This window comes from Agrobacterium sp. LEGMi-208b (assembly GCF_059511785.1).
The window spans coordinates 1,617,063-1,636,835 of sequence record NZ_CM183446.1 but is presented as its reverse complement, the minus strand read 5'-3'; the positions used below and the strand labels follow the sequence as shown (position 1 = coordinate 1,636,835).

19 protein-coding genes are annotated in these 19,773 nt (G+C 59.5%); 11 read left to right on the top strand and 8 right to left on the bottom strand.

Annotated features, from left to right (window positions below; genetic code table 11):
• Positions 1-191: 191 nt before the first annotated feature.
• The 7 genes from AC5YUO_RS22015 to AC5YUO_RS21985 all read left to right on the top strand — a co-directional run bounded on the left by AC5YUO_RS22015 (position 192) and on the right by AC5YUO_RS21985 (position 5,891).
• Positions 192-1,565 carry an NAD(P)/FAD-dependent oxidoreductase gene (locus AC5YUO_RS22015; protein WP_496155203.1) on the top strand — a complete coding sequence of 458 codons (1,374 nt, stop codon included), beginning with the start codon at positions 192-194 and terminating at the stop codon, positions 1,563-1,565.
• The gene (locus AC5YUO_RS22010) at positions 1,562-2,380 is read left to right on the top strand and encodes a DUF1365 domain-containing protein (RefSeq protein ID WP_496155202.1); all 819 of its coding nucleotides are present in this window, start codon (positions 1,562-1,564) and stop codon (positions 2,378-2,380) included. The genes AC5YUO_RS22015 and AC5YUO_RS22010 overlap by 4 nt, the downstream gene beginning before the upstream one ends.
• The gene (locus tag AC5YUO_RS22005) at positions 2,367-3,599 is read left to right on the top strand and encodes a class I SAM-dependent methyltransferase (protein ID WP_496155201.1); all 1,233 of its coding nucleotides are present in this window, start codon (positions 2,367-2,369) and stop codon (positions 3,597-3,599) included. The genes AC5YUO_RS22010 and AC5YUO_RS22005 overlap by 14 nt, the downstream gene beginning before the upstream one ends.
• A 27-nt stretch (positions 3,600-3,626) precedes the next feature.
• Complete coding sequence (locus tag AC5YUO_RS22000; protein WP_496155200.1) at positions 3,627-4,004, top strand: DUF2147 domain-containing protein; 378 nt, start codon at positions 3,627-3,629, stop codon at positions 4,002-4,004.
• A 68-nt stretch (positions 4,005-4,072) separates the two neighbouring features.
• Entirely contained in the window at positions 4,073-4,501 is a 429-nt protein-coding gene (locus tag AC5YUO_RS21995; RefSeq protein WP_004433128.1) for a DUF2177 family protein, read from the top strand.
• A 140-nt stretch (positions 4,502-4,641) separates the two neighbouring features.
• Positions 4,642-5,184 (top strand): sigma-70 family RNA polymerase sigma factor, encoded by a 543-nt coding sequence (locus tag AC5YUO_RS21990; protein WP_496155199.1) that lies wholly within the window; start codon positions 4,642-4,644, stop codon positions 5,182-5,184.
• Positions 5,181-5,891 carry an anti-sigma factor gene (locus AC5YUO_RS21985; protein WP_496155198.1) on the top strand — a complete coding sequence of 237 codons (711 nt, stop codon included), beginning with the start codon at positions 5,181-5,183 and terminating at the stop codon, positions 5,889-5,891. The genes AC5YUO_RS21990 and AC5YUO_RS21985 overlap by 4 nt, the downstream gene beginning before the upstream one ends.
• 70 nt (positions 5,892-5,961) lie before the next feature.
• Here AC5YUO_RS21985 and AC5YUO_RS21980 read toward each other — a convergent pair whose 3' ends face one another.
• The 8 genes from AC5YUO_RS21980 to AC5YUO_RS21945 all read right to left on the bottom strand — a co-directional run bounded on the left by AC5YUO_RS21980 (position 5,962) and on the right by AC5YUO_RS21945 (position 15,080).
• Positions 5,962-7,386 carry an aldehyde dehydrogenase family protein gene (locus AC5YUO_RS21980; RefSeq protein WP_496155197.1) on the bottom strand — a complete coding sequence of 475 codons (1,425 nt, stop codon included), beginning with the start codon at positions 7,384-7,386 and terminating at the stop codon, positions 5,962-5,964.
• A gap of 17 nt (positions 7,387-7,403) precedes the next feature.
• Entirely contained in the window at positions 7,404-9,098 is a 1,695-nt protein-coding gene (locus tag AC5YUO_RS21975; RefSeq protein ID WP_496155196.1) for a GMC family oxidoreductase, read from the bottom strand.
• Entirely contained in the window at positions 9,095-9,892 is a 798-nt protein-coding gene (locus AC5YUO_RS21970; protein WP_496155195.1) for an ABC transporter permease, read from the bottom strand. The genes AC5YUO_RS21975 and AC5YUO_RS21970 overlap by 4 nt, the downstream gene beginning before the upstream one ends.
• A gap of 3 nt (positions 9,893-9,895) precedes the next feature.
• Positions 9,896-10,768 carry an ABC transporter permease gene (locus tag AC5YUO_RS21965; RefSeq protein ID WP_496155194.1) on the bottom strand — a complete coding sequence of 291 codons (873 nt, stop codon included), beginning with the start codon at positions 10,766-10,768 and terminating at the stop codon, positions 9,896-9,898.
• Between the two features lie 24 nt (positions 10,769-10,792).
• Positions 10,793-11,833: an ABC transporter substrate-binding protein gene (locus tag AC5YUO_RS21960; RefSeq protein WP_196378817.1), complete on the bottom strand. Its 1,041-nt coding sequence runs from the start codon at positions 11,831-11,833 to the stop codon at positions 10,793-10,795.
• A gap of 62 nt (positions 11,834-11,895) precedes the next feature.
• Entirely contained in the window at positions 11,896-13,200 is a 1,305-nt protein-coding gene (locus AC5YUO_RS21955; protein ID WP_496155193.1) for an NAD(P)/FAD-dependent oxidoreductase, read from the bottom strand.
• A gap of 19 nt (positions 13,201-13,219) precedes the next feature.
• Positions 13,220-13,951 carry an HAD-IA family hydrolase gene (locus AC5YUO_RS21950; RefSeq protein ID WP_496155192.1) on the bottom strand — a complete coding sequence of 244 codons (732 nt, stop codon included), beginning with the start codon at positions 13,949-13,951 and terminating at the stop codon, positions 13,220-13,222.
• Positions 13,952-13,988: 37 nt separating this feature from the next.
• Positions 13,989-15,080, bottom strand: coding sequence for an ABC transporter ATP-binding protein (locus AC5YUO_RS21945; protein ID WP_496155191.1), 1,092 nt, complete (start codon positions 15,078-15,080; stop codon positions 13,989-13,991).
• A 232-nt stretch (positions 15,081-15,312) separates the two neighbouring features.
• Between AC5YUO_RS21945 and AC5YUO_RS21940 the strand changes: the two genes are divergently transcribed.
• The 4 genes from AC5YUO_RS21940 (at position 15,313) to AC5YUO_RS21925 (ending at position 19,728) form a co-directional block, all read left to right on the top strand.
• Positions 15,313-16,275, top strand: a complete 963-nt coding sequence (locus tag AC5YUO_RS21940) for a LysR family transcriptional regulator (RefSeq protein ID WP_496155190.1) — start codon at positions 15,313-15,315, stop codon at positions 16,273-16,275.
• 181 nt (positions 16,276-16,456) lie between these two features.
• Positions 16,457-17,608: a transporter substrate-binding domain-containing protein gene (locus AC5YUO_RS21935; RefSeq protein WP_496155189.1), complete on the top strand. Its 1,152-nt coding sequence runs from the start codon at positions 16,457-16,459 to the stop codon at positions 17,606-17,608.
• Positions 17,609-17,620: 12 nt separating this feature from the next.
• Positions 17,621-18,229: an ANTAR domain-containing response regulator gene (locus tag AC5YUO_RS21930; protein WP_496155188.1), complete on the top strand. Its 609-nt coding sequence runs from the start codon at positions 17,621-17,623 to the stop codon at positions 18,227-18,229.
• A gap of 248 nt (positions 18,230-18,477) precedes the next feature.
• Positions 18,478-19,728, top strand: coding sequence for a transporter substrate-binding domain-containing protein (locus AC5YUO_RS21925; RefSeq protein ID WP_496155187.1), 1,251 nt, complete (start codon positions 18,478-18,480; stop codon positions 19,726-19,728).
• Positions 19,729-19,773 lie beyond the last annotated feature (45 nt).

Sequence of the window (19,773 nt, the reverse complement as noted above, 5' to 3'; positions counted from 1 at the left end):
ACTAATTCGCTCGCCATTTTGAATGGTTTAAGGTCGGGTTTCGTGATGGCAAATACGAGCGGACCGGCAAAATAGTTTCAGGCGCCGGACAAAATTTCAAAAAATCGATGCGCCGGTGAAACTGATCGGGCGGCCTCCTCGTACATGTCGCAGTCCCCAAGACTGGATTGGCAATTCGATAGCGAGGAAAAATGGTCGATACCGACGCGAAAAAAGAACAAAGCCGGCGCCGGATCGCCGTGGTCGGAACGGGAATTTCCGGTTTGTCGGCGGCCTGGCTTTTGTCGCAACGGCACGATGTCACGGTTTTCGAAGCGGCTGACCGCATCGGCGGCCACGCCAATACGGTGACGTTCAGCACGGACCAGGGACAAGTCCATGTCGATACCGGCTTCATTGTCTATAACGAGCGGACCTATCCCAATCTCACCGCGCTTTTCCAGAAACTGGGCGTGGCGACCGCGGCTTCGAACATGTCTTTCGCCGTTTCTCTGAATGATGGCTGTTTCGAATATTCCGGCGGAACGGGCCCTGGCCTGCTGGCCCAGAAGTCCAACATCCTGAGGCCACGTTTCTGGGCGATGCTTGCGGACCTTTTGCGCTTTTACCGCAACGCCCCACGCGACCTGCATTTGATGGGCGATCTGTCTCTCGACGAATATCTCTCCCGCAACCGGTATGGTTCAGCGTTCCGCGACGATCATCTTTACCCCATGGCTGCGGCCATCTGGTCCACGCCGGCCATGGAGGTCGGCCGTTATCCGGCGGCGCATTTCATCAAATTCTGCCGCAATCATGGCCTGCTGTTGCTGCGCAATCGGCCGGTCTGGCGCACAGTCATCGGCGGCTCGCGCGAATATGTGAAACGCATCACGGCGCCGTTTGCGGATCGAATTCGCCTCTCGACGCCGGTGAAGCGCATCCACCGCCTGCCGGACGGCGTCGAAATCACCACTGCGGACGGCAAAGCCGTGCGCTTCGATGACGTGGTAATAGCAACCCATGCGGATCAGGCGCTCGACATGCTCGCGGATGCAACACGCGCCGAACGGCGCATTCTTGGCGCTTTTGCCTACACCCAAAACCGTGCCGTGCTTCACACCGACAGCCGTTTCATGCCGCGCCGCCGCGCTGCCTGGTCAAGCTGGAACTATGTGGCCGACACGCGCATTGAAGCGGGCCAGCCGAGCATCACCTACTGGATGAACAGGCTTCAGCCGCTGGGCGAAATCCCGGACATTTTCGTAACGCTGAATCCGGCGCGGGAACCGGATCAAGGAAAAATCATCGCCGAGGAAACCTATCACCATCCGGTTTTTGACGCTGGCACCGAACAGATGCGTCAGGAGCTATGGGCCTTGCAGGGTCTGCGAAACACCTGGTTCTGCGGCGCTTATTTCGGATCCGGTTTTCATGAAGATGGTCTTCAGGCCGGCCTTGCCGTCGCCGAAGATCTTGGCGGCGTATCCCGTCCATGGAAGGTTGCTGACGACAACAACCGGATCATTCGCCTGGATTTGGCGACGATTGCGACAGACACGGAAATTATGGAGGCGATGGCATGACGCCTCCCCTCACCTCGGCGCTTTTTCCCGGCCATGTAACGCATGCGCGTTTCAAGCCGAAAACCCATAAGCTCGCCTACCGGATTTATTCGCTGCTCGTCGACCTTGATGAGTTGAACGTGCTCGACCGGAAATTGCGATTTTTCTCCGTAGACCGGTTCAACCTGTTCTCATTTCACAGCAGGGACCGCGGCAACCGCAGCGCCATCGAACTGCGCCAGCAGATCGAGGCAGCCATGACGGCGGCAGGCATGGCAGTGGACGGAGGGCCGATACGTCTGCTCACCATGCCGCGCGTACTCGGCTGGGCCTTCAACCCACTCAGTGTCTTCTTCTGCTACGGGCGCGACTTGTCGCTCAAAGCTATCCTCTGGGAGGTGGACAACACGTTTGGCGAGAGACACTCATACCTGATCCCCGTGGAAGCCGGCAAATCGACCGAGATCGTCCAGCGATGCGACAAGGCCTTTTATGTCTCTCCATTCATGGACATGGATCTCCACTATGTTTTCCGCGTCGCCCCGCCCGGCGACAGGCTGAAAATCGTCATCGATACTTTCGACAATGACGGCCTGATCCTGACGGCGCGGCATCTGGCCCGGCGTGTCGAATTGACGGACGGCGCGCTTCTGAAAGCTTTCTTCGCCATTCCTTTCCTGACGCTCAAGGTCATTTTGGGCATTTATTGGGAGGCCCTGAAAATTTGGCTGAAAGGCGTGCAGCTCAGAAAACGGCCGCTGCCGCCTGCCGGTCCAGTCTCCTTCCGTCATCCTTCATCGTCGCAAATCGAGGCCAAAATTCATGACTCCGTTTGACAATCTCACGGAATTATCGGCGAAGAATACGCGCCTGAACGACCGCTTCGGCCCAGGCATGTGGCTCATCAACCGGCTGTTGAGCAATATCGACAGGGGAAGATTACATATCATTCTTCCCGGCGGCGGCTTCATTGAAAAATCCGGCGCAACGAATGGCAGCGAGGCAATTCTTGTCCTGCATAGCTGGCGGGCGATCCGGCGGATGCTGCTGAACGGAGACATCGGCTTTGCAGAGGGTTTCATCGAAGGCGACTGGACCACACCAGATCTGACGGCGCTGATCCGCTTTGCGGCCCAAAATCGCGAGGCGTTCGCAAGGTCAATGCGCGGCAGCCTGCCGATGCGCCTTCTCAACCGCACTGCGCACGGGTTGAATGCCAATACCAGACGCGGCAGCCGCCGCAATATCGAAGCGCATTATGATCTCGGCAACGAGTTTTACCGGCAGTGGCTTGATCCCTCTATGCTGTATTCGTCGGCGATTTTCGATGACACGGCGTCTACGCTCGAAGCCGCCCAACTGAAAAAACTGAAACGTATCGTCGATAAACTGCAATTGAGCGGCGGCGAAAACATATTGGAGATCGGCTGCGGCTGGGGCGCACTCGCCATTCACCTTGTCACCCAGGCCGAAGCCAACGTCACCGGCATCACTCTCTCCCCCTCCCAGTTAAAATGGGCAAAAAATGCAGCGGAAAAAGCGGACAGTACAGACCGCATCGATCTTAGGCTGCAGGATTACCGCGACCTGAACGGCCAATTCGACAGGATTGTCTCCGTCGAAATGTTCGAAGCAGTCGGCGAGGCCTATTGGCCGAGCTATTTCGAAACGCTGAAAAGATGCCTGAAACCGGGCGGCAGCGCGGTGCTGCAAATCATTTCGATTGAAGAAAGCCGCTTCGATACATATCGGCGTAAGGCGGATTTCATCCAGAAATACGTCTTTCCCGGCGGCTTTCTGCCCTCAAATGCCGCGCTCGAAAAAGCGGTCGGCAAAACCGGCCTGAAGCTCACCGATAAGGAACTTTTCGGCCAGTCCTACGCGCTCACGCTCGCCGAATGGCGCCAGCGTTTTCATGCGCGGTGGCAGACGATTTCCCTGCTCGGCTTCGATGACCGCTTTCGGCGGCTTTGGGATTATTATCTTTGCTATTGCGAGGCAGGCTTTGCCGAGGGGAGCATAAACGTCGGCTTCTACACGATCGAACACAGATAAGGCGGGACCAAACTGCGGAGAGAGACAATGATGATCAACGGATTGACGGTTGCTTCCGTCCTATGGCCACTGCTGGTCGCGTCCAACGCCGCGGCGGCCGATATCGACGGCAACTGGGCGCGCGGAGACGGCAAGGCGAAAGTACTGATCGCGCCCTGCGGTGAAAATATCTGTGCCACAAACACCTGGATCAAGCAGGGCACCCCGAAGGAAAAGGCCGGGGACCGGCTGATCATGGACATAAAGCAGACAGAGGCAGGCAGCTATTCCGGCACCGCTTTCGACCCCCAGCGGGATAAATCCTACAGGATAACAGTGACAATAAACGGCAACGGCATGACCACGAAAGGCTGTATCATCGCCGGTCTGCTGTGCAAGGGCATAAACTGGACAAGGATCGACTAGCCACATCTCCACGTTGCTTCGACCCACATCGTCGCTTCCTTATCGATGCCCTGCAAAGGAAACCATCAATGAAAACCTATTTCGCAGCCTACCTTTTTACCCTCGTCGCCTTTCTGGTGATTGATTTCATCTGGTTGAGCACGATGGCGTCACGTCTTTACCGCCCGGCCATCGGCGATCTTCTGGCAGAAAACTTCCGGCTTGCTCCGGCGGTCGTCTTTTACCTCATCTATGCCGCCGGCCTAACCTTTCTTGCGGTTCGCCCGGCCTTTCAGACGGGGGAATGGACGACCGCGCTGCTTTATGGCGCAGTGGTCGGCTTCATGGCCTATGCCACTTACGACCTGACCAATCAGGCGACGTTGAAAAGCTGGTCCACGACCCTGACCGTCGCCGATCTTCTATGGGGAACCTTCGTCTCCGCGGCAGCGGCTACAATCGGCTATCTCATCACGGTGCGGCTGATCGGCCCGCTGGAAAATCCGACGGGCCTATGATGACGACATCCCTTCTTACCGGCCGCTTAAGTGCGATAACCCTGCGGCCCAGTCGTTGCCGGGTTCGCAGCATGAGCATGCATCTCTTGTCTTCCTGCGAAAGACGACCCTATAAAGGAGGCGCAGCAAGGAAGGTTCGAATGCAGGGCACAGAGATCGCAGGCCTTATCAACCGCGTCGGCATGGGTGATCGTTCAGCATTCGTCTCGCTTTATCAGGCAACCAGTCCGAAGCTTTTCGCGATCTGCCTGAAAATCCTGCGTGACAGAACGGAAGCCGAGGAGGCGCTGCAGGAAATCTATATCAAGGTATGGCAGCGGGCGCGAACATTTGCCGCCGGTGCTGGCAAACCCGCCACATGGCTTGCCGCCATTGCCCGCAACCATGCAATAGACACGATCCGCGCGCGCAAGCCCATAACCGACGACATTGAGGAAGTCTACGATCTTGCCGACGAGAGCGTCCGCGATCCTGAGCAGCAGATCGTTCTCGCCGATGAAGGCCGCAGGATCGAAGACTGCATGCGCGAGCTTGAGACCGTACACGCACAGGCGGTGCGCCGGGCCTATGTCGAGGGCCTGAGCTATCTCGAACTCGCCGAAGAATTGCGCGTGCCGCTCAACACGGTCAGAACCTGGCTACGACGCAGTCTTCTCAAACTCAGAGAGTGCATGCAGCGATGACGACGGGCGAACAGAGCGGCGGCAAGCATTCGCGCGACGACATTCTCGCCGGTGAATATGTTCTGGGCGTCCTGCCACTCGAAAAGCGTCGTGAACTGGAACGACGCATGCAGGACGACGCGGCCTTCGCACAGCTGGTGCAGCGTTGGGAGGCGGAGTTTTCCGACTTCAATGCCGATTACCAGGAGCAGGCACCGAGTGCCACTGTTCTTGCGCGTATCGAAGAACGCCTGTTCGGCAGCAGGACAGTCAATACCAATGGCGGCCTCTGGAATTCCGCGTCCTTCTGGCGCTGGATCTCGGTTGCCACCAGCGCAACCGCCGTGGCCGCCATCGTTTACGCCGCCTTCCCCGAAAAGTGGCAGGGCGCCACCCCGCTGGTGGCCGAACTTGCAACGACCGACAGCCAGGTTAATCTCCTCGCCTCCTACGATGCGGAATCCGGACGGATGCGCATTGTGCCCGTTGCAACCGGCAAGACCGACGAAAAATCGCTGGAACTGTGGCTGGTGATGGATGGCGGCAAGACCCGCTCGCTCGGCGTCTTCCAGCCCGGCACGAATGGCGATCTTATAATCCCCGCAGACATGCGCAACAGCATCACCGAAGGCACCACCTTCGCGATCAGCGTCGAACCTTTCGGCGGCTCGCCGACTGGTCAGGCAACCGGCCCTGTTATCGCCATCGGCACGGCGCGATGGGGATGAATATCGGAAGCTTGCCGATTTCGAGGCGAGTCCAGATCAACGCGTCACGATCCGATATGGGTCGTAACGGTCAGTCTCCGAAGCCGACGATGCCCTTTATTTCGGTGAACTCGTGCAGACCGAACCTGCCGTATTCCCGGCCGTTGCCCGACTGCTTGTAGCCGCCGAAGGGGGCAGCGCCATCCCAGGCGGAGTTGTTGAGGCGCACTATGCCTGTTCTGAGCCGTCGTGCGAAGGCACGTGCCTCCTCGGGCGCGCCTTGAATATAAGATGCCAGCCCATAGGGCGTGTCGTTAGCGATATCCGCCGCCTCGTCCTCGCCGCCATAACCGAGAATGGCAAGCACAGGCCCGAAAATCTCTTCACGCGCGATCGTCATGTCGTTCGTAACGCGCGCAAAGACTGTCGGCCGTATATAATAGCCGCTGTTCAGATGCGCTGGCCGGTCGAGCCCGCCGGCAACGAGCTCCGCCCCTTCCTCCATTCCCTTGCGGATGAGGCTCTGAATCTTGTCGAATTGCGTTTTGCTGGCAACCGGCCCGATATCCGTTTCGGCATCGCCGGGTGTACCGACACGGACCGATTCCGCCGCCCCACGGGCGATGCCAATCACCCGGTCCATTTGCTCCGCAGGGACGAGAAGACGGGTCGGCGCATTGCAGGACTGGCCGGAATTGGCAAAGCACCTGCTCACGCCGGCGCGCACGGCAGCGTCGAGGTCAGCGCTTCGGAGCACTATATTGGGCGATTTGCCGCCCAGTTCCTGATGCACGCGCTTCACCGTCGGGGCCGCCGCCTGCGCGACCGAAATGCCGGCGCGTGTCGAGCCGGTGAAGGAAACCATGTCGATATCGGGATGGCTCGCCAGCACCGTGCCCACGGTCGGGCCGTCGCCGTTGACGAGGTTGAACACGCCCTTGGGAACACCGGCTTCGTGCAGGATTTCTGCGAAAAGTATGGCGTTGAGCGGCGCGATTTCCGAGGGTTTCAGCACCATGGTGCAGCCGGTGGCGAGTGCCGGGGCGACCTTGCAGGCGATCTGGTTGATCGGCCAGTTCCACGGCGTGATCATGCCGACGACACCGATCGGTTCATGGACGATGCGGGTCGTGCCCTGCATGTATTCAAACGAAAAATCACGCATGGCGCGGATCGTCTGCTCGAAATGCGCCACTCCGATACCCGCCTGCTCATCCCGCGACATTTTTCGAGGAGCGCCCATCTCATGAGAGATCACGTCGCCGATCTCGTCCTGCCGACGTTTCAATATCTCAAGAATGCGCTCAAGCAGACCGAGGCGCTCTTCCCGCGTCGTCTGCGAAAAGGTAGCAAAGGCGCGACGCGCGGCGGCGATGGCGCGCTCGGCTTCCGCCGCCGATCCCATGGCTATCTCCGCGAAAGGCTCTTCGGTGGCGGGGTCGACGACGGATAGACGCTGGCCGCCGAGAGGATCGACCCAGGCGCCGTCGATATAGAATTTGAGATAGTTGTCCATATCCGTCTCCAATGATCTCAGCGGCCGGCCAGGATGAAGTCGGCGACCCGCTCCGCGATCATGATTGTGGGAATGTTGGTATTGGCGCAAGGGATCGACGGCATCAGCGATGCGTCGCAAACCCTCAATCCTTCCACGCCGTACACGCGGCCCGTAGACGACGCCACCGCCATGGGATCGTCAGCCGATCCCATGCGGCACGTTCCAGAAGGATGCCATGTACCGCCCACATGGCGGCGGACGAATTCCGTCAACGCCTCGTCGTCCTCAAGCAGCCCCCGCATGGTCGTGCCGAGTGTTATCGCGGAATGCACCAATGCGGGGCGCAGCGGACCCGCCACATCCAGAAGACCCGATAAAAGACCCCGCTGCAACGCGTTCCATGTCCCGGGTACAGCGACCTTCGCCACCCGGGGCGAATAGCTCGATGGAAAAACAGTGCCGCTGTGCCCCGCCATGAAAGGATCGGATAGGGCTTCAGCGCCCACGCGCAGCGCAAGCTTCAGCCGCGCCAGATCACGCTCGTCGCTCAGCATTCTGAAGTCGACCTCGGGCTCGACATGGGGATCAAGCGAAGCAAGCTTCACAAAGCCGCGCGAATAGGACTTGTTGACCCAGAAGAACAGGCTGCCCAGACGCAGACCAATGGAGTGCCAGCCGGATCGCGACAGGATGGCGGCATGCATGTCACCCTGCGGCGCGCCTTCGAGGCCGGACGAGAAACGCCAGATCGCCTGTTCGTGGTGTTCTCCCCTCTCACGCACCCGCATCTGCCGCGGCAGATAGGCAGCGACGGCGATCGAGGGATGCTCCATCAGATTGCGCCCGACGCCGCTGCGGCCGGCCACGACATTGCCCCCCACGGCGGCGATGTCACCGACGGGGCCGATACCGGAGCGCATCAGCAATGCGGGCGTGTGAATTGCGCCGGCCGAGACGATCACTTCCGCCGCATGGATCGTCTCCGCCGTAGCACCCGCCAATATCGCACCCGTGGCCAGACGACCATCGAACAGGATGCGGTCCGCGACACTTTCGGTGATGATCCTGAGATTAGGACGTTTGCGCACGTCCGGCGTCAGATAGGCAAGTGAGGTCGGCAAGCGCTCCCCGCTATCGCTGACGGCGATGGCGCCGCGAAAGACGCCGTCTTCCCAAGGTCCGTTCTGGTCCGGCCGTGTCGGATGGCCGCGGCGGTCGAGCGTTTTCATGACTCGGTCGACGAAGGGTGAAATCCTATCGTCGGATATGCGCCGGATCGTCAACGGCCCGGTCGTGCCGTGAAGCGGGCCGAAGAAATCCCTGTCGGCTTCGATCTTCAGAAAATAGGGCAGGCAATCGTCCCAGCCCCATCCGGCCGCCCCCAGTGCCTGCCACTCGGCATAGTCGGCCGGCGCACCCCGATTGGCCATCAGCGCATTGATCGCCGAACCTCCGCCCAGAAGCCGCGCCTGCTCGTAGCGACGCGGTGGACGGGGCGCCGTGTTGGAACGGGCATGGCCCATCAACGCCGTGAGCTGCGACCAGATATTGCGCGTATCGAGATAGGCACGGCCGGGATAACGGCTGCGCACCTCATCCGGGATATCGTCCGCCGAAATATTGCGCCCGGCCTCGACCAGAACGACTGTCCGCCGAGGATCTGCGGAAAGGCGTGCCGCCAGCACGCAGCCCGCCGATCCGCCGCCGAGGATCAGGTGATCGACAATCATGTTGCCCGTCCCTGCGAATATTCGGTGTTGCGGGCGTTGATCGCCGCCAGCATCAGCAGGATGAACGAGATCGCCGTCAGCAGGGAGCTGATCGAGGCGATGGTCGGATCGATCTCGTCCCTCAACGCGGTGAACATGCGCTTGGTGAGCGTCTGGTATTCACCGCCGGAAATGAAAAGCGAAACCACGGTCTCATCGATGGCGGAGATGAAGGCGAAGAGCAGACCGGAAATGACGCTCGGGCGGATTTGCGGCAGGGTGACGATGAAGAAGGTCCGCCAGCGGTTCATGCCGAGGCTTCGCGACACCATCTCCTGCGTATGGTCGAACTTGCGCAGCCCGACCAGGACGGAGGTGACGACATAGGGCAGGCCCAGCATGACATTGGCGAGGATCAGCCCGGCCAGCGAGGCAAGAAGCCCGATCTGCGCGTAAACCAGAAAGACGCCGACGGCGGTGATGACGATCGGCACGATCAGCGGCAGAAGCAGCAGCGCCTGCAGGCTGCGCACCAGCCGCGATTGCGTGAGGTTGAGAGCATAGGCCGCCGCAGTGCCGAAAATGGTGGCGATGACGGCGCTGGAGACAGCGACGATCAGGCTTACACGCGTTGCCTGCATCCAGGCGGCGCTGCCGAGATAGGCCTCATACCAGCGCAGCGACCAGGACGGCGGCGGGAAAGCGAGGAAGCGCGCGCCGGAAAAGGACATTGGCAGGATGATCAGGATGGGGATCATCAGCCAGGCGAGAACGAGGGCGACAAAGCCGTAGAGAAGGATTTTCGACAGGCTCATGCGTCACCTCGTTCCCATGATGCGTTCGAACGGAATGATAAGGCTCGCCAGCCGGAAAACCAGAAAAACGCAGACAAGCAGGACGACGCTGATCGACGAGGCCGCACCCCATTCGTTATAAACCTCGATGTTGCGCGAAACGAGCATGGAGACCATGTAGGTGCGCCCGCCGCCCAGCAGTTCCGGCGTGATATAAAAACCAAGGGTGAGCACGAAGACCAGCACCATGCCGGCGATCATGCCCGGCAGCGACAACGGCAGGAAAACCCGCCAGAATACATGCATGGGTGAGCCGCCGAGGCTGGCGCCGGCCATGGTCAGTTCCGTGGGTATTTTCTTCATCGTCGCATAAAGCGGCAGCACCATGAAGGGCAGCAGGATATGGATCGTCGCCATGACCGTGCCGAATTCGTTGTTGACCAGCCGGAGCGGCGCATCGATCAGGCCCGATCCCGTCAGAGCCGAATTGATGATGCCGTTGCGCTGCAGCAGGATGAGCCAGGCATAGGCGCGCACCAGAACGGATGTCCAGAAAGGCAGCAGCACCATGGCGAGAACAAGCACGCTCCAGCGCTGAGGCAGGCCCGCCGCCACATAGGCGACGGGATAGCCGAGGAGGACGGTCATCAGTGTGACGACCGCCGCAATGCGGAAGGTCTGAAGGAAGGTCATCCAGTAGACGGAATCCGTCAGGAACCGCTGATAGTGATCAAGCGTAAAGCCGCCATCCTGCCGGATCGACTGCCAGCCCAGCCACAGAAGCGGCAGGACCAGCAGAACGACGACGATAGCAAGCGCTGGCGCCAGCAGCATCAGCATGAGCCGTTGTTCACGCTGCTCATGCCGCGCCGACGGATTTCGTTTCGACTGTGCCATCAGTGACCCTCCACAGGCCGATGATTATTTCTGGATGAACTGCGCCCAGCGTTTTTGGGCCTCCTCGCCGGCCGGTGAACTCCACCACTCGTCCGACACCAGAACCTGAAGTGCGGCATTGTTCGGCGAACTCGGCATTTCGGCAGCGCGTTCCGGCGAGATCTTGCCGGTCTTATACGCTTCAGGATTGCCTGGACCGTAATCGATATAGGCCGGGAAATTCGCCTGGATTTCAGGGGTCAGCGCCGCATTGACGAACTTGACAGCCGTTTCGAGATTCGGCGCTCCCTTGAGAATGCAGAGCGACGTATACTGAAGGAATCCTTCATTGAACGAATAACCGATCGGCGCGCCCTCCTTCACCACCGCAGCAACGCGGCCGTTCCACGCCATCTCCATGTCGACTTCACCATCAGCCAGAAGCTGCGCCGACTGGGCGCCGGAGGTCCACCACACCGTGACATAGGGTTTGATCTCTTCGAGCTTCTTGAAAGCCCGGTCGACATCGAGCGGATAAAGTTTGTCCACTGGCACGCCGTCGGCGAGCAAAGCGGCCTCGAGCGTCGCCAGAGGATGGTTACGAAGCGCCCGCGTGCCCGGAAATTTTTTCACATCCCAGAAATCCGCCCAGCTCTTGGGCGGGTTGCCGCCGAACTTGTCCTTGTTGTAGGCGAGCACGCTCGAGTAGAATTCATAGGCGACCGAATAGGGGCTCTTGTATTCGGCCGGCATCTTTTCCGCATTGGGTATCTTGGAAAAATCGAGTTTCTCGATCATTCCCTGTTCCCCGCCGCGTATGCAATCCTTCGCCGGCGTGTCGATGACGTCCCAGACGATCTTGCCGGATGCGGACTGCGTCTTGATCACCGGCCAGGCATCCGGCGCGCTGTCCTGATTGACAGTGATGCCAAGCAGCTTGGCGACGGGATCGAGGATCGCCTTGGTCTGCGCCTCCTGATAGGCGCCGCCCTGCGAGACGAAGGTGACCTGTTCCGCCGACGCCAGGCCAGCCGAAAAGACGGCGGCGGATGCGGAAAGCACGAGCATGGAAAATCTGTATTTCATTTGTCGTTCTCCTCTTTTATGGCGAGGCGATGTCGCCCCTGTTGGCATGCGACTGTCGGGTCTTAGCGCCCGATTGCATCGAGGAACTGATACCAGCCGGCGACGAGCCGGACGGCTGGCTCCCTGATGGGATAAAATGGCACGGGTTTGAGCGGCTCCGCGGTCAAGAGCCCGAGATCGGGGCTTTGCCCGGCAACCATGGCCGCAACGTAGCGGCCCATGTTGGAGGCCATGGCTACCCCGGTTCCATTATAACCGACTGCATAGACGACCCGGTCGTCCAGCCGGCCCAGGTGTGGAATGCTGTCCATCGTCATGGCCACGAGGCCGGACCAGCGATGGGTGACAGATACCGTTGCGAGTTCTGGAAACTGCCGTACCATGGCCTTGTGCAGTGCCGCAAACGCGCTTTCGGAATCCGCCTTGCCGAAGGCGCCGCGCCCGCCATACATCACACGGTCTCCGACCTTGCGGAACCAGCGCATCATGCGCCGCGTCTCGGTATAGCTACGTCCCTGCGACAGGAGGGAAGCACCCGGTCTGCCGGTCAGCGGCTCGGTCGCAATCATCGCGGAGCGGAAGGGAATGATGGATTTGCGGACCGCCGACGTGGCCGGCGTCAGATCGGAATAGGAATTGGTGGCGATCACCACCTGGCGGGCCGAAACGACACCGTCAGGCGTTTCAAGAACGATGCCGGCGCCATCTTGCCTGAATGCCGCCACCGGCGTCTTCTCGTGGATCGCGATGCCTGCGGCACTCAATCCGGCCGCCATGCCCAAAACGAAATTCAAGGGGTGAATGACGCCGCCATGGGTATTGAGCATGCCGCCGACGAAATCGCGTGAGCCCGTCTCCGCCTCCATTTCCTCTGGTGAGAGAATGGTGCAGGCGTGGTCGCCAAGCGATCCACGCAGCCACTCGACTTCTTTTTTCAGGCCATCGAGCGACAACTGATTGTGGGCACAGCGCAGCGAACCGGTTGGGCGATAATCGGCAGCGGCGATTGCATAATCGTCTACCAGTTCGCCGACATGATCGATGGCCTCGATACCGAGATCATGCATGCGCCGCGCCGTCTCCAGCCCGTAGCGGGCGGCGATGTCGGAAAAGGAAAGCCGGAACTTGCCCGACACAACGCCACCATTGCGGCCGCTCGCACCCCAACCGATCCGGCTTGCCTCCAGCAACACCGGAGACAGGCCGCGGCGGGCCAGATAGCGCGCCGCGGAAAGGCCCGTATAGCCGCCGCCGATGATCGCGACATCGAACCGACGATCGCCCGAGAGCCGGTCGAAGGCGGGACGGCTCGAAGCCGTCTCCTGCCAGAGGGAGTGGATATCAGGAAAAGGGGGGCGTGCGGCCATCGGTCCGGCTCTCTCGCTTTCAGGCTGCCGTCGCCGTCTTGACGCCGGCAGCAAGCTCCGCGTCCACCGCATCGGCCAGTTGCTTGAGCGAGGAGAAGTGGAAGTCGGGCCTGGTCACCACCTTCGGAGCCGGCGTGCCGCCGAACCCCTGCTGGCCCTGGCGACGCTCGATCCAGCAGGTCGTGTAGCCAAGTTCGCGGGCCACGCCGATATCGTGATGCTGGCTCTGGGCGACATGCAGGATTTCCGTCTGCTTGAAGCCGAAAGCCGACTGACGCCCCTTGTTGAAGGCGAAAAATTGCGGATTGGGCTTGGCGCATCCGGCCTCATCACAGGTGACGCTGTCGTGAAACGGATTGCCGAGCGTATCGGAATAGGCGGAAAACGCCGTCCGGTCGGCATTCGTCATGGCGACAAGACGAAAGTTCTTGCGCAGGCGGGCGAGCGCCTCCACGGAATCCGCGAAAGCAGGCCAGCGCAGCACGGCAAGCTGGAAGGCTTCCGCCGTGGCGTCATCATTGTTGAAACCGAGTTCGTTGGCGAGAGAAAGATAGACGTCCTTCATGGCGAAGGAAGACCGTCCATAGAACTTGTCGCGGCCGCGCTTGTAGGGTTCGAAAATCTCGTCGTCGGTGGCCCTGGCCGCCTTTTCACCGCCAAGCGCACGCACCGCATTGAGCACACCCGTTTCGAAATCGATCAAAGTGCCGACCACATCGAAGGTCATGACCTTGAATTGCGTAAGCTGCATAGTCTTTATCCTTGTTGACTGCATGGAATGGAATGTCTCAACCCGCTTCGGGAACGATCACCGTGTCTTCCGGGTGGAGTGAAAGCGCGATCGCCTCACCCGGCGATTTCATCAGCGCACGGCCGGCATGGTTGCTGGGAAGCCGGAAACTCAGATCGTCGCCGCTGTCCAGCCGCACGAAAACCCGAATGCTTTCGCCCTGATAAAGCGTATCCGTGACGGTGCCTGTCAGCCTGTTGCCGCCATCGGCTTGAGCGCCATCCGCCACCACGAGTTTTTCCGAATGGACCACGAGATGCAGGTTTTCGCCTTCCGGCACGCGATGCGCCGTGTGCAGCAGCCGGTCTCCCAGCAGCACCGCCGTTTCGCTTTCGCGCCGAACCGCAAGCAGGGTCGCCTCGCCTATGAAGCGGGCGACAAAGGCGTTGACGGGACGGTCATGAAGACGCTCCGGCGTATCGACCTGCACCAGACGTCCCCTGTGCATGATCGCCACGCGGTCGCTCATCGTCAGCGCCTCGCGCTGATCGTGCGTGACATAGACGATCGTGGCGCCGAGCCGCTTATGCAGCCGTTTGAGTTCGATCTGCATGGTCTCGCGCAGCTGCTTGTCGAGCGCCGAAAGCGGCTCGTCCATGAGAATGAGGCCGGGCTCGAAGATCATGGCGCGCGCCAGCGCCACGCGCTGACGTTGGCCGCCCGACAATTCGTGGATACGCCTGTTCTCATAGCCGGTGAGTTCGACCATCTCGAGCGCGGCCTTGAGTTTCGCCGGCCAGCTCGCCTTCGGTAGCCGCCGCGCCCTTAGCGGAAAGGTGATGTTTTCGCCCACACTCATATGCGGAAACAACGCGTAGTTCTGAAAGACGATACCGATATCCCGCTTATGCGGCGGCTCAAATGTAATATCCCGGTCGCCTAACCAAATTGACCCCGATGTCGGCTGGACAAAGCCGCCGAGAATTCCCAGCAACGTGGTCTTGCCTGACCCCGAAGGCCCGAGAATGGAAACGAATTCGCCGGGAGCGACATCGAGGTTGACATCGTCCAGCGCACGAAACGTTCCGTAGCACTTGACCGCCTCTTTGATGGAAACGCCTACCCGCTCTGTATTTGGCTGCTCAATCATATGATTCCACTAAAAAATCCCAGTACGTTCGGTGGTGCTCCGACGTATGGCAGCGCGTTTTTGCGGAACGAAGAGCAGATTTTCAGCCTGTGACGCCCAGCGCCGGCCTGAAACCAATCTGCCGCGTTCCCCTCAATTCATGGAAGGTCTCTCGCCTTCGTTGACAGCAAAGAGACCAAACAAAAGGCGGATACGCAATTGAAAAAAAATCTATTCGATGTTACAAAATGTAATGACATTCCTTCGCCGCTCCCTGCCCTCCATGAATGGCCTCTTTACTTTCGAGGCCGCTGCGCGCTGCGGCAGTTTTTCGAGGGCAGCAGACGAATTGAACGTGACGCCGGCAGCTGTGAGCCGCATGATGTCCCGGCTGGAGGAACATCTTGATACGACATTGTTTCTTCGGCAGCCCGGTGGCGTGATACTGACGGAACCCGGCCAGCTGCTGTTCGATGCGATCGCCAGAGGCTTCGCCGGAATAGAAAGCGCCCTGCGGGAAATCGAGGATCGCCGAACCGGTATCGAAACCGTATCCCTTTCCGTCTCGACCGGCTTCACCACGCACTGGATGATGCCGAGAATGGCCGAATTCAAAAGGGAATTTCCCAATGTCGATCTTCGGTTTCAGCTCATGATGGGCGCCCTGTCGGGGCCGGTCAATGACGTCGATCTTGGGATGCGCTTCGTCGATGGACCGGACAGGCATCACGAGGCAGCTTTCGTCATGCCCGAAATCTTGCTGCCGATCTGCAGTCCGGGTTACAGGGAAAGCCATGCCATTTCCGGCAACGATATTGATCGCGTGCCGGATACGACGATCAATTTAAGCGATGCGCAGCCCAACTGGTCGACGCTGTTCACACCGGCCAGCGGCAGCGACCCGCAGAATTCGATGATCTTCTCCGATTACGCCATCGTCGTGCAGGCTGCTCTCCTGGGCCAGGGCGTGGCGCTTGGCTGGCTCAACGTCGTCGCCCATTGGCTACGGACGCGGACACTGGTTCCAGCGAGTGAACACCTGATGGTCACCGGCCGGCGCTGCCATCTTATCCGGCTGCGAACCAAACCCGCCCGACCAATCGTCACGCAGGTCAAGGAATGGATGATCCGTGAATTAAAGGCGGATGTCGATGCGGTGAGTGCGCTTTATCCATCCCTGAACATCGGCGGCGTGGGAAGCGATACCATCAACTAAAAACTAAAATTTTGAACACGCTCGAGCCGACATAGCCAGAACAACCCTTCGTTCCGCTATTGTCACCAGATAAAGAAACTGACATCATCGGCCGGCAGGCTCAAAATGGGCCGCTTATATTCCATGAGCAGGGTGGCTCTCGACCGGAAACGGGCGGGAGCTTTTTATTTTTTGGTGGGCGATGATGCATTCAGAAAGCTGGCGGGTGGGTGTGCTGTTCTCCGAAACGGGAGTGACCGGAGCCGTGGAAACAACCCAGAGAGCTGCTACCTTGCTGGCGATAGATGAAATCAACGCAGCCGGTGGCGTGCTCGGCCGAACGATAGAGCCTGTGGCCTACGATCCGCAATCAACTCCCAGTCTCTATAAGGAGCTTGCGGTCAAACTTTGCGACGAAGATCGGGTCCGTGTCGTTTTCGGCTGCCACATGTCGAGCACCCGCAAAGCCGCTCTTCCCGTCATCGAGGCCCGTGATGCTTTGCTGTTTTACCCGACTTTGTACGAGGGGTTCGAATACTCCAGGCATTGCATCTACACAGGTGCAGCTCCCAATCAGAACTCCGTTCAATTGGTCGATTTCCTCACCAAGCACTATGGAAAGCGGGTTTTTCTTGTGGGGTCGAACTACGTCTATCCTTATGAATCGAACCGTACGATCAGCGACCTCTTCCTTCAGCTCGGCGGGCAGGTTCTGGACGAGATGTATGTTCCGCTGAACCTCAAAACTGAGGACGTCGCCAAGATCATCCGGCACATTCGAGCGGCACAGCCGGATGTCATCTATTCGACGATCGTGGGCGACGGTATCATTCCCTTTTACACCGCGTTCAGGGAGGCGGGTTTTGATGCAGCGACGATGCCGATCGCCAGTCAGTCGACAAGCGAGGCCGACGTGATCCGTATGCGGCCAGACGTGGCCGAAGGGCATATCACCGCAGCGCCGTTTTTCGCCTCTCTGGATACACCCCGCGCCCGCGCTTTCGTCTCGGCTTACCAACAGCGTTATGGTCAAGAGATGCTGCCAACCGCTCCGGCCGAAGCGGCCTATTTCCAGGTCTATCTCTATGCGGCGGCTTTGCAGCGAGCCGGTGGTGATGGGCTTGAGCAGCTTCTGCCGGCCCTCTACGAGGTGGAATATGATGCCCCGCAGGGCGCTGTGAAGATAGACCGGCTGACCAACCACACACATCTGTGGCCAAGAGTGGCGAGGGTGAATGCGCAGGGCGGCTACGACATCGTCTACGATCCGTCGCTGCGGGTGGCGCCGGATCCGTTCATGCGCGAATATCGCCCGGACTTGACGCAGACTTTCCCACATCGTGTTCAGGTCTGAGAGGGAGCGACGATGTCTTTCGCCCTTCTCAGAGATTTGCGCGATCTCAAGGTTCTGGTCATCCATCCCCGGACATCCGAAGGAGAGTTTCTCGTTGATCATCTACGACGTATCGGTTGCACGGTCAGTTGCCTCTGGCCGGTCCCTGCAGAGTTACCCCACGGCACGGATGTCGTGTTCCTCGCCATGGAAGATGAGGCACGACCGGAAATCGAGCGCCTACTCAAATGTCTGCCCAATCCTGCTCCTACCATGCTCGCCATCGTCGGTTACGAAAATCCCTCGACGTTGCAGATCGTTCTGGAAAGCGGCGCCCTTGCCATTGTCGAGAGGCCGATCAAGCCGTTCGGTCTGCTGACCAATCTCGCCATCGCCCGCAGTCTGTGGCTGGAGCGCCAAAAGCTCGTGAAGGAAGCGCGCAAATATAAGCGCAAGGTATTGGGAGACCAGAAACTTGCCCGCGCCAAGGCGATCTTGATGGCCAATCGTGGCACCAGCGAAAACGAGGCGTACCGCGAAATGCGGGAGCAGGCGATGGCCCGGCGCGTACCGATCGATGAAATCGCCAATTCGATTATCAACGCCGAACAGCTCTTGCGCCGTCCCCAAAAACATGATTAGTTTTTCATGTGTTTCAAAGGAACACCTCCGGCACGTCCCTTCGTTTTGCGAAGCCATGTGCCGCTGTTGCACGCGGCGAGGCCGTGATGCTGTGATGGCAAGGGTGCCCGCAGGCTGTGACAGGCCTCGCGGGTTTTTTGTTGTCTGCTGACAGTGACGTCAGCCTTCCTACACTTTTTTCGGCATGAAGCCGGGCCGTTGAGCCGGGCAGTGCCACCGTGTGCGCCAATCAAAAAAGGGGAACCAAGATGGTGTTCAACAGACGTGAATTTCTCAAAACCGCAGCCACCGCTTCCGCCGCACTCGCCCTGCCTGCCCTGGGCAGCCGGGCCTTTGCAGCCGATACGATCAAGGTCGGCGCACTCTACTCGCAGACAGGCGGGCTTTCCGTTGCCGAAAAGCTTCTTGCTAACGGCGTGATGATGGCCGTGGCCGAAATCAACGCCGCCGGCGGCGTTCTCGGCCGTCCGGTCGAGGTAGTCGTTGAAGACGGAGCCTCCGATCCGAAGATCTTCAGCGAGAAAGCCTCGAAGCTGATCCTCAAGGACAAGATTTCAACCGTATTCGGCTGCCACACATCCGCAAGCCGCAAGGCCGTGCTGCCGATCTTCGAACGGCGCGGCGCGATGCTGTTCTATCAGACACATTATGAAGGCTTCGAGTGCTCACGCAACGTCATCTACTCCGGCGCCGTTCCGAACCAGCAGCTCTCCAACTACATTCCCTGGATCGTCGAGAAACTGGGCAAGAAGAAGTTCTTCATCGTCGGCTCGAACTACGTCTATCCGCGCGAGATGGCCAAGGTTTCCAAAAAACTGATCGAGGCAGCCGGCGCGGAATGGGTAGCGGACGAATATCTGGAGCTAGGCCACTCGGAATGGGCGGTCATGGTCAGCAAGATCAAGGAATCGGGCGCGGATGTGGTTCTTTCCAACGTGGTCGGCGACTCGATCATTGCCTTTTACCGCGAATTCAAGAACCAGGGCCTCTCGCAGGACGTCATCCCGATCTGCGCGACGGTAACTTCCGAAATCGAGATCGCGGCCATGGGGGCTGAATACGCGGCAGGAAGCTACACCTCTTTCCCCTATTTCATGTCGATTGAAACGCCGGCGAACAAAAGCTTCATCGACCGTTTCAGAACCTTCGTCAACGATCCCAAGGCCGTGACATACCATTCGCTGGAGGCCGCCTATTTCCAGGTGTTTCTGTGGAAGCAGGCAGTTGAGAAGTCCGGCGATCTGTCAGCCGACGCGATCCGGGCCGGCATTCGCGGCCAGACCTATGACGCGCCCGGCGGCAAGGTGACGACCGACCCCGACAACCTGCATTGCTGGCTGACGCCACGCATCGGACAGTGGCAGCCGGACGGCCAGAGCAAGGTGGTCAACGCCTATCCGGCACCGATCAAGCCGCTTCCCTATTCTGCTTATGGCGAGACGGAGAGCAACCTGTTCTGCACCGCCAAGGGTCTCGACGCAGCAAAACTCAAGGGCTGACCCCTCCTGCGCGTTGTCCCGCCAGCCATGCCTGGCGGGACCATG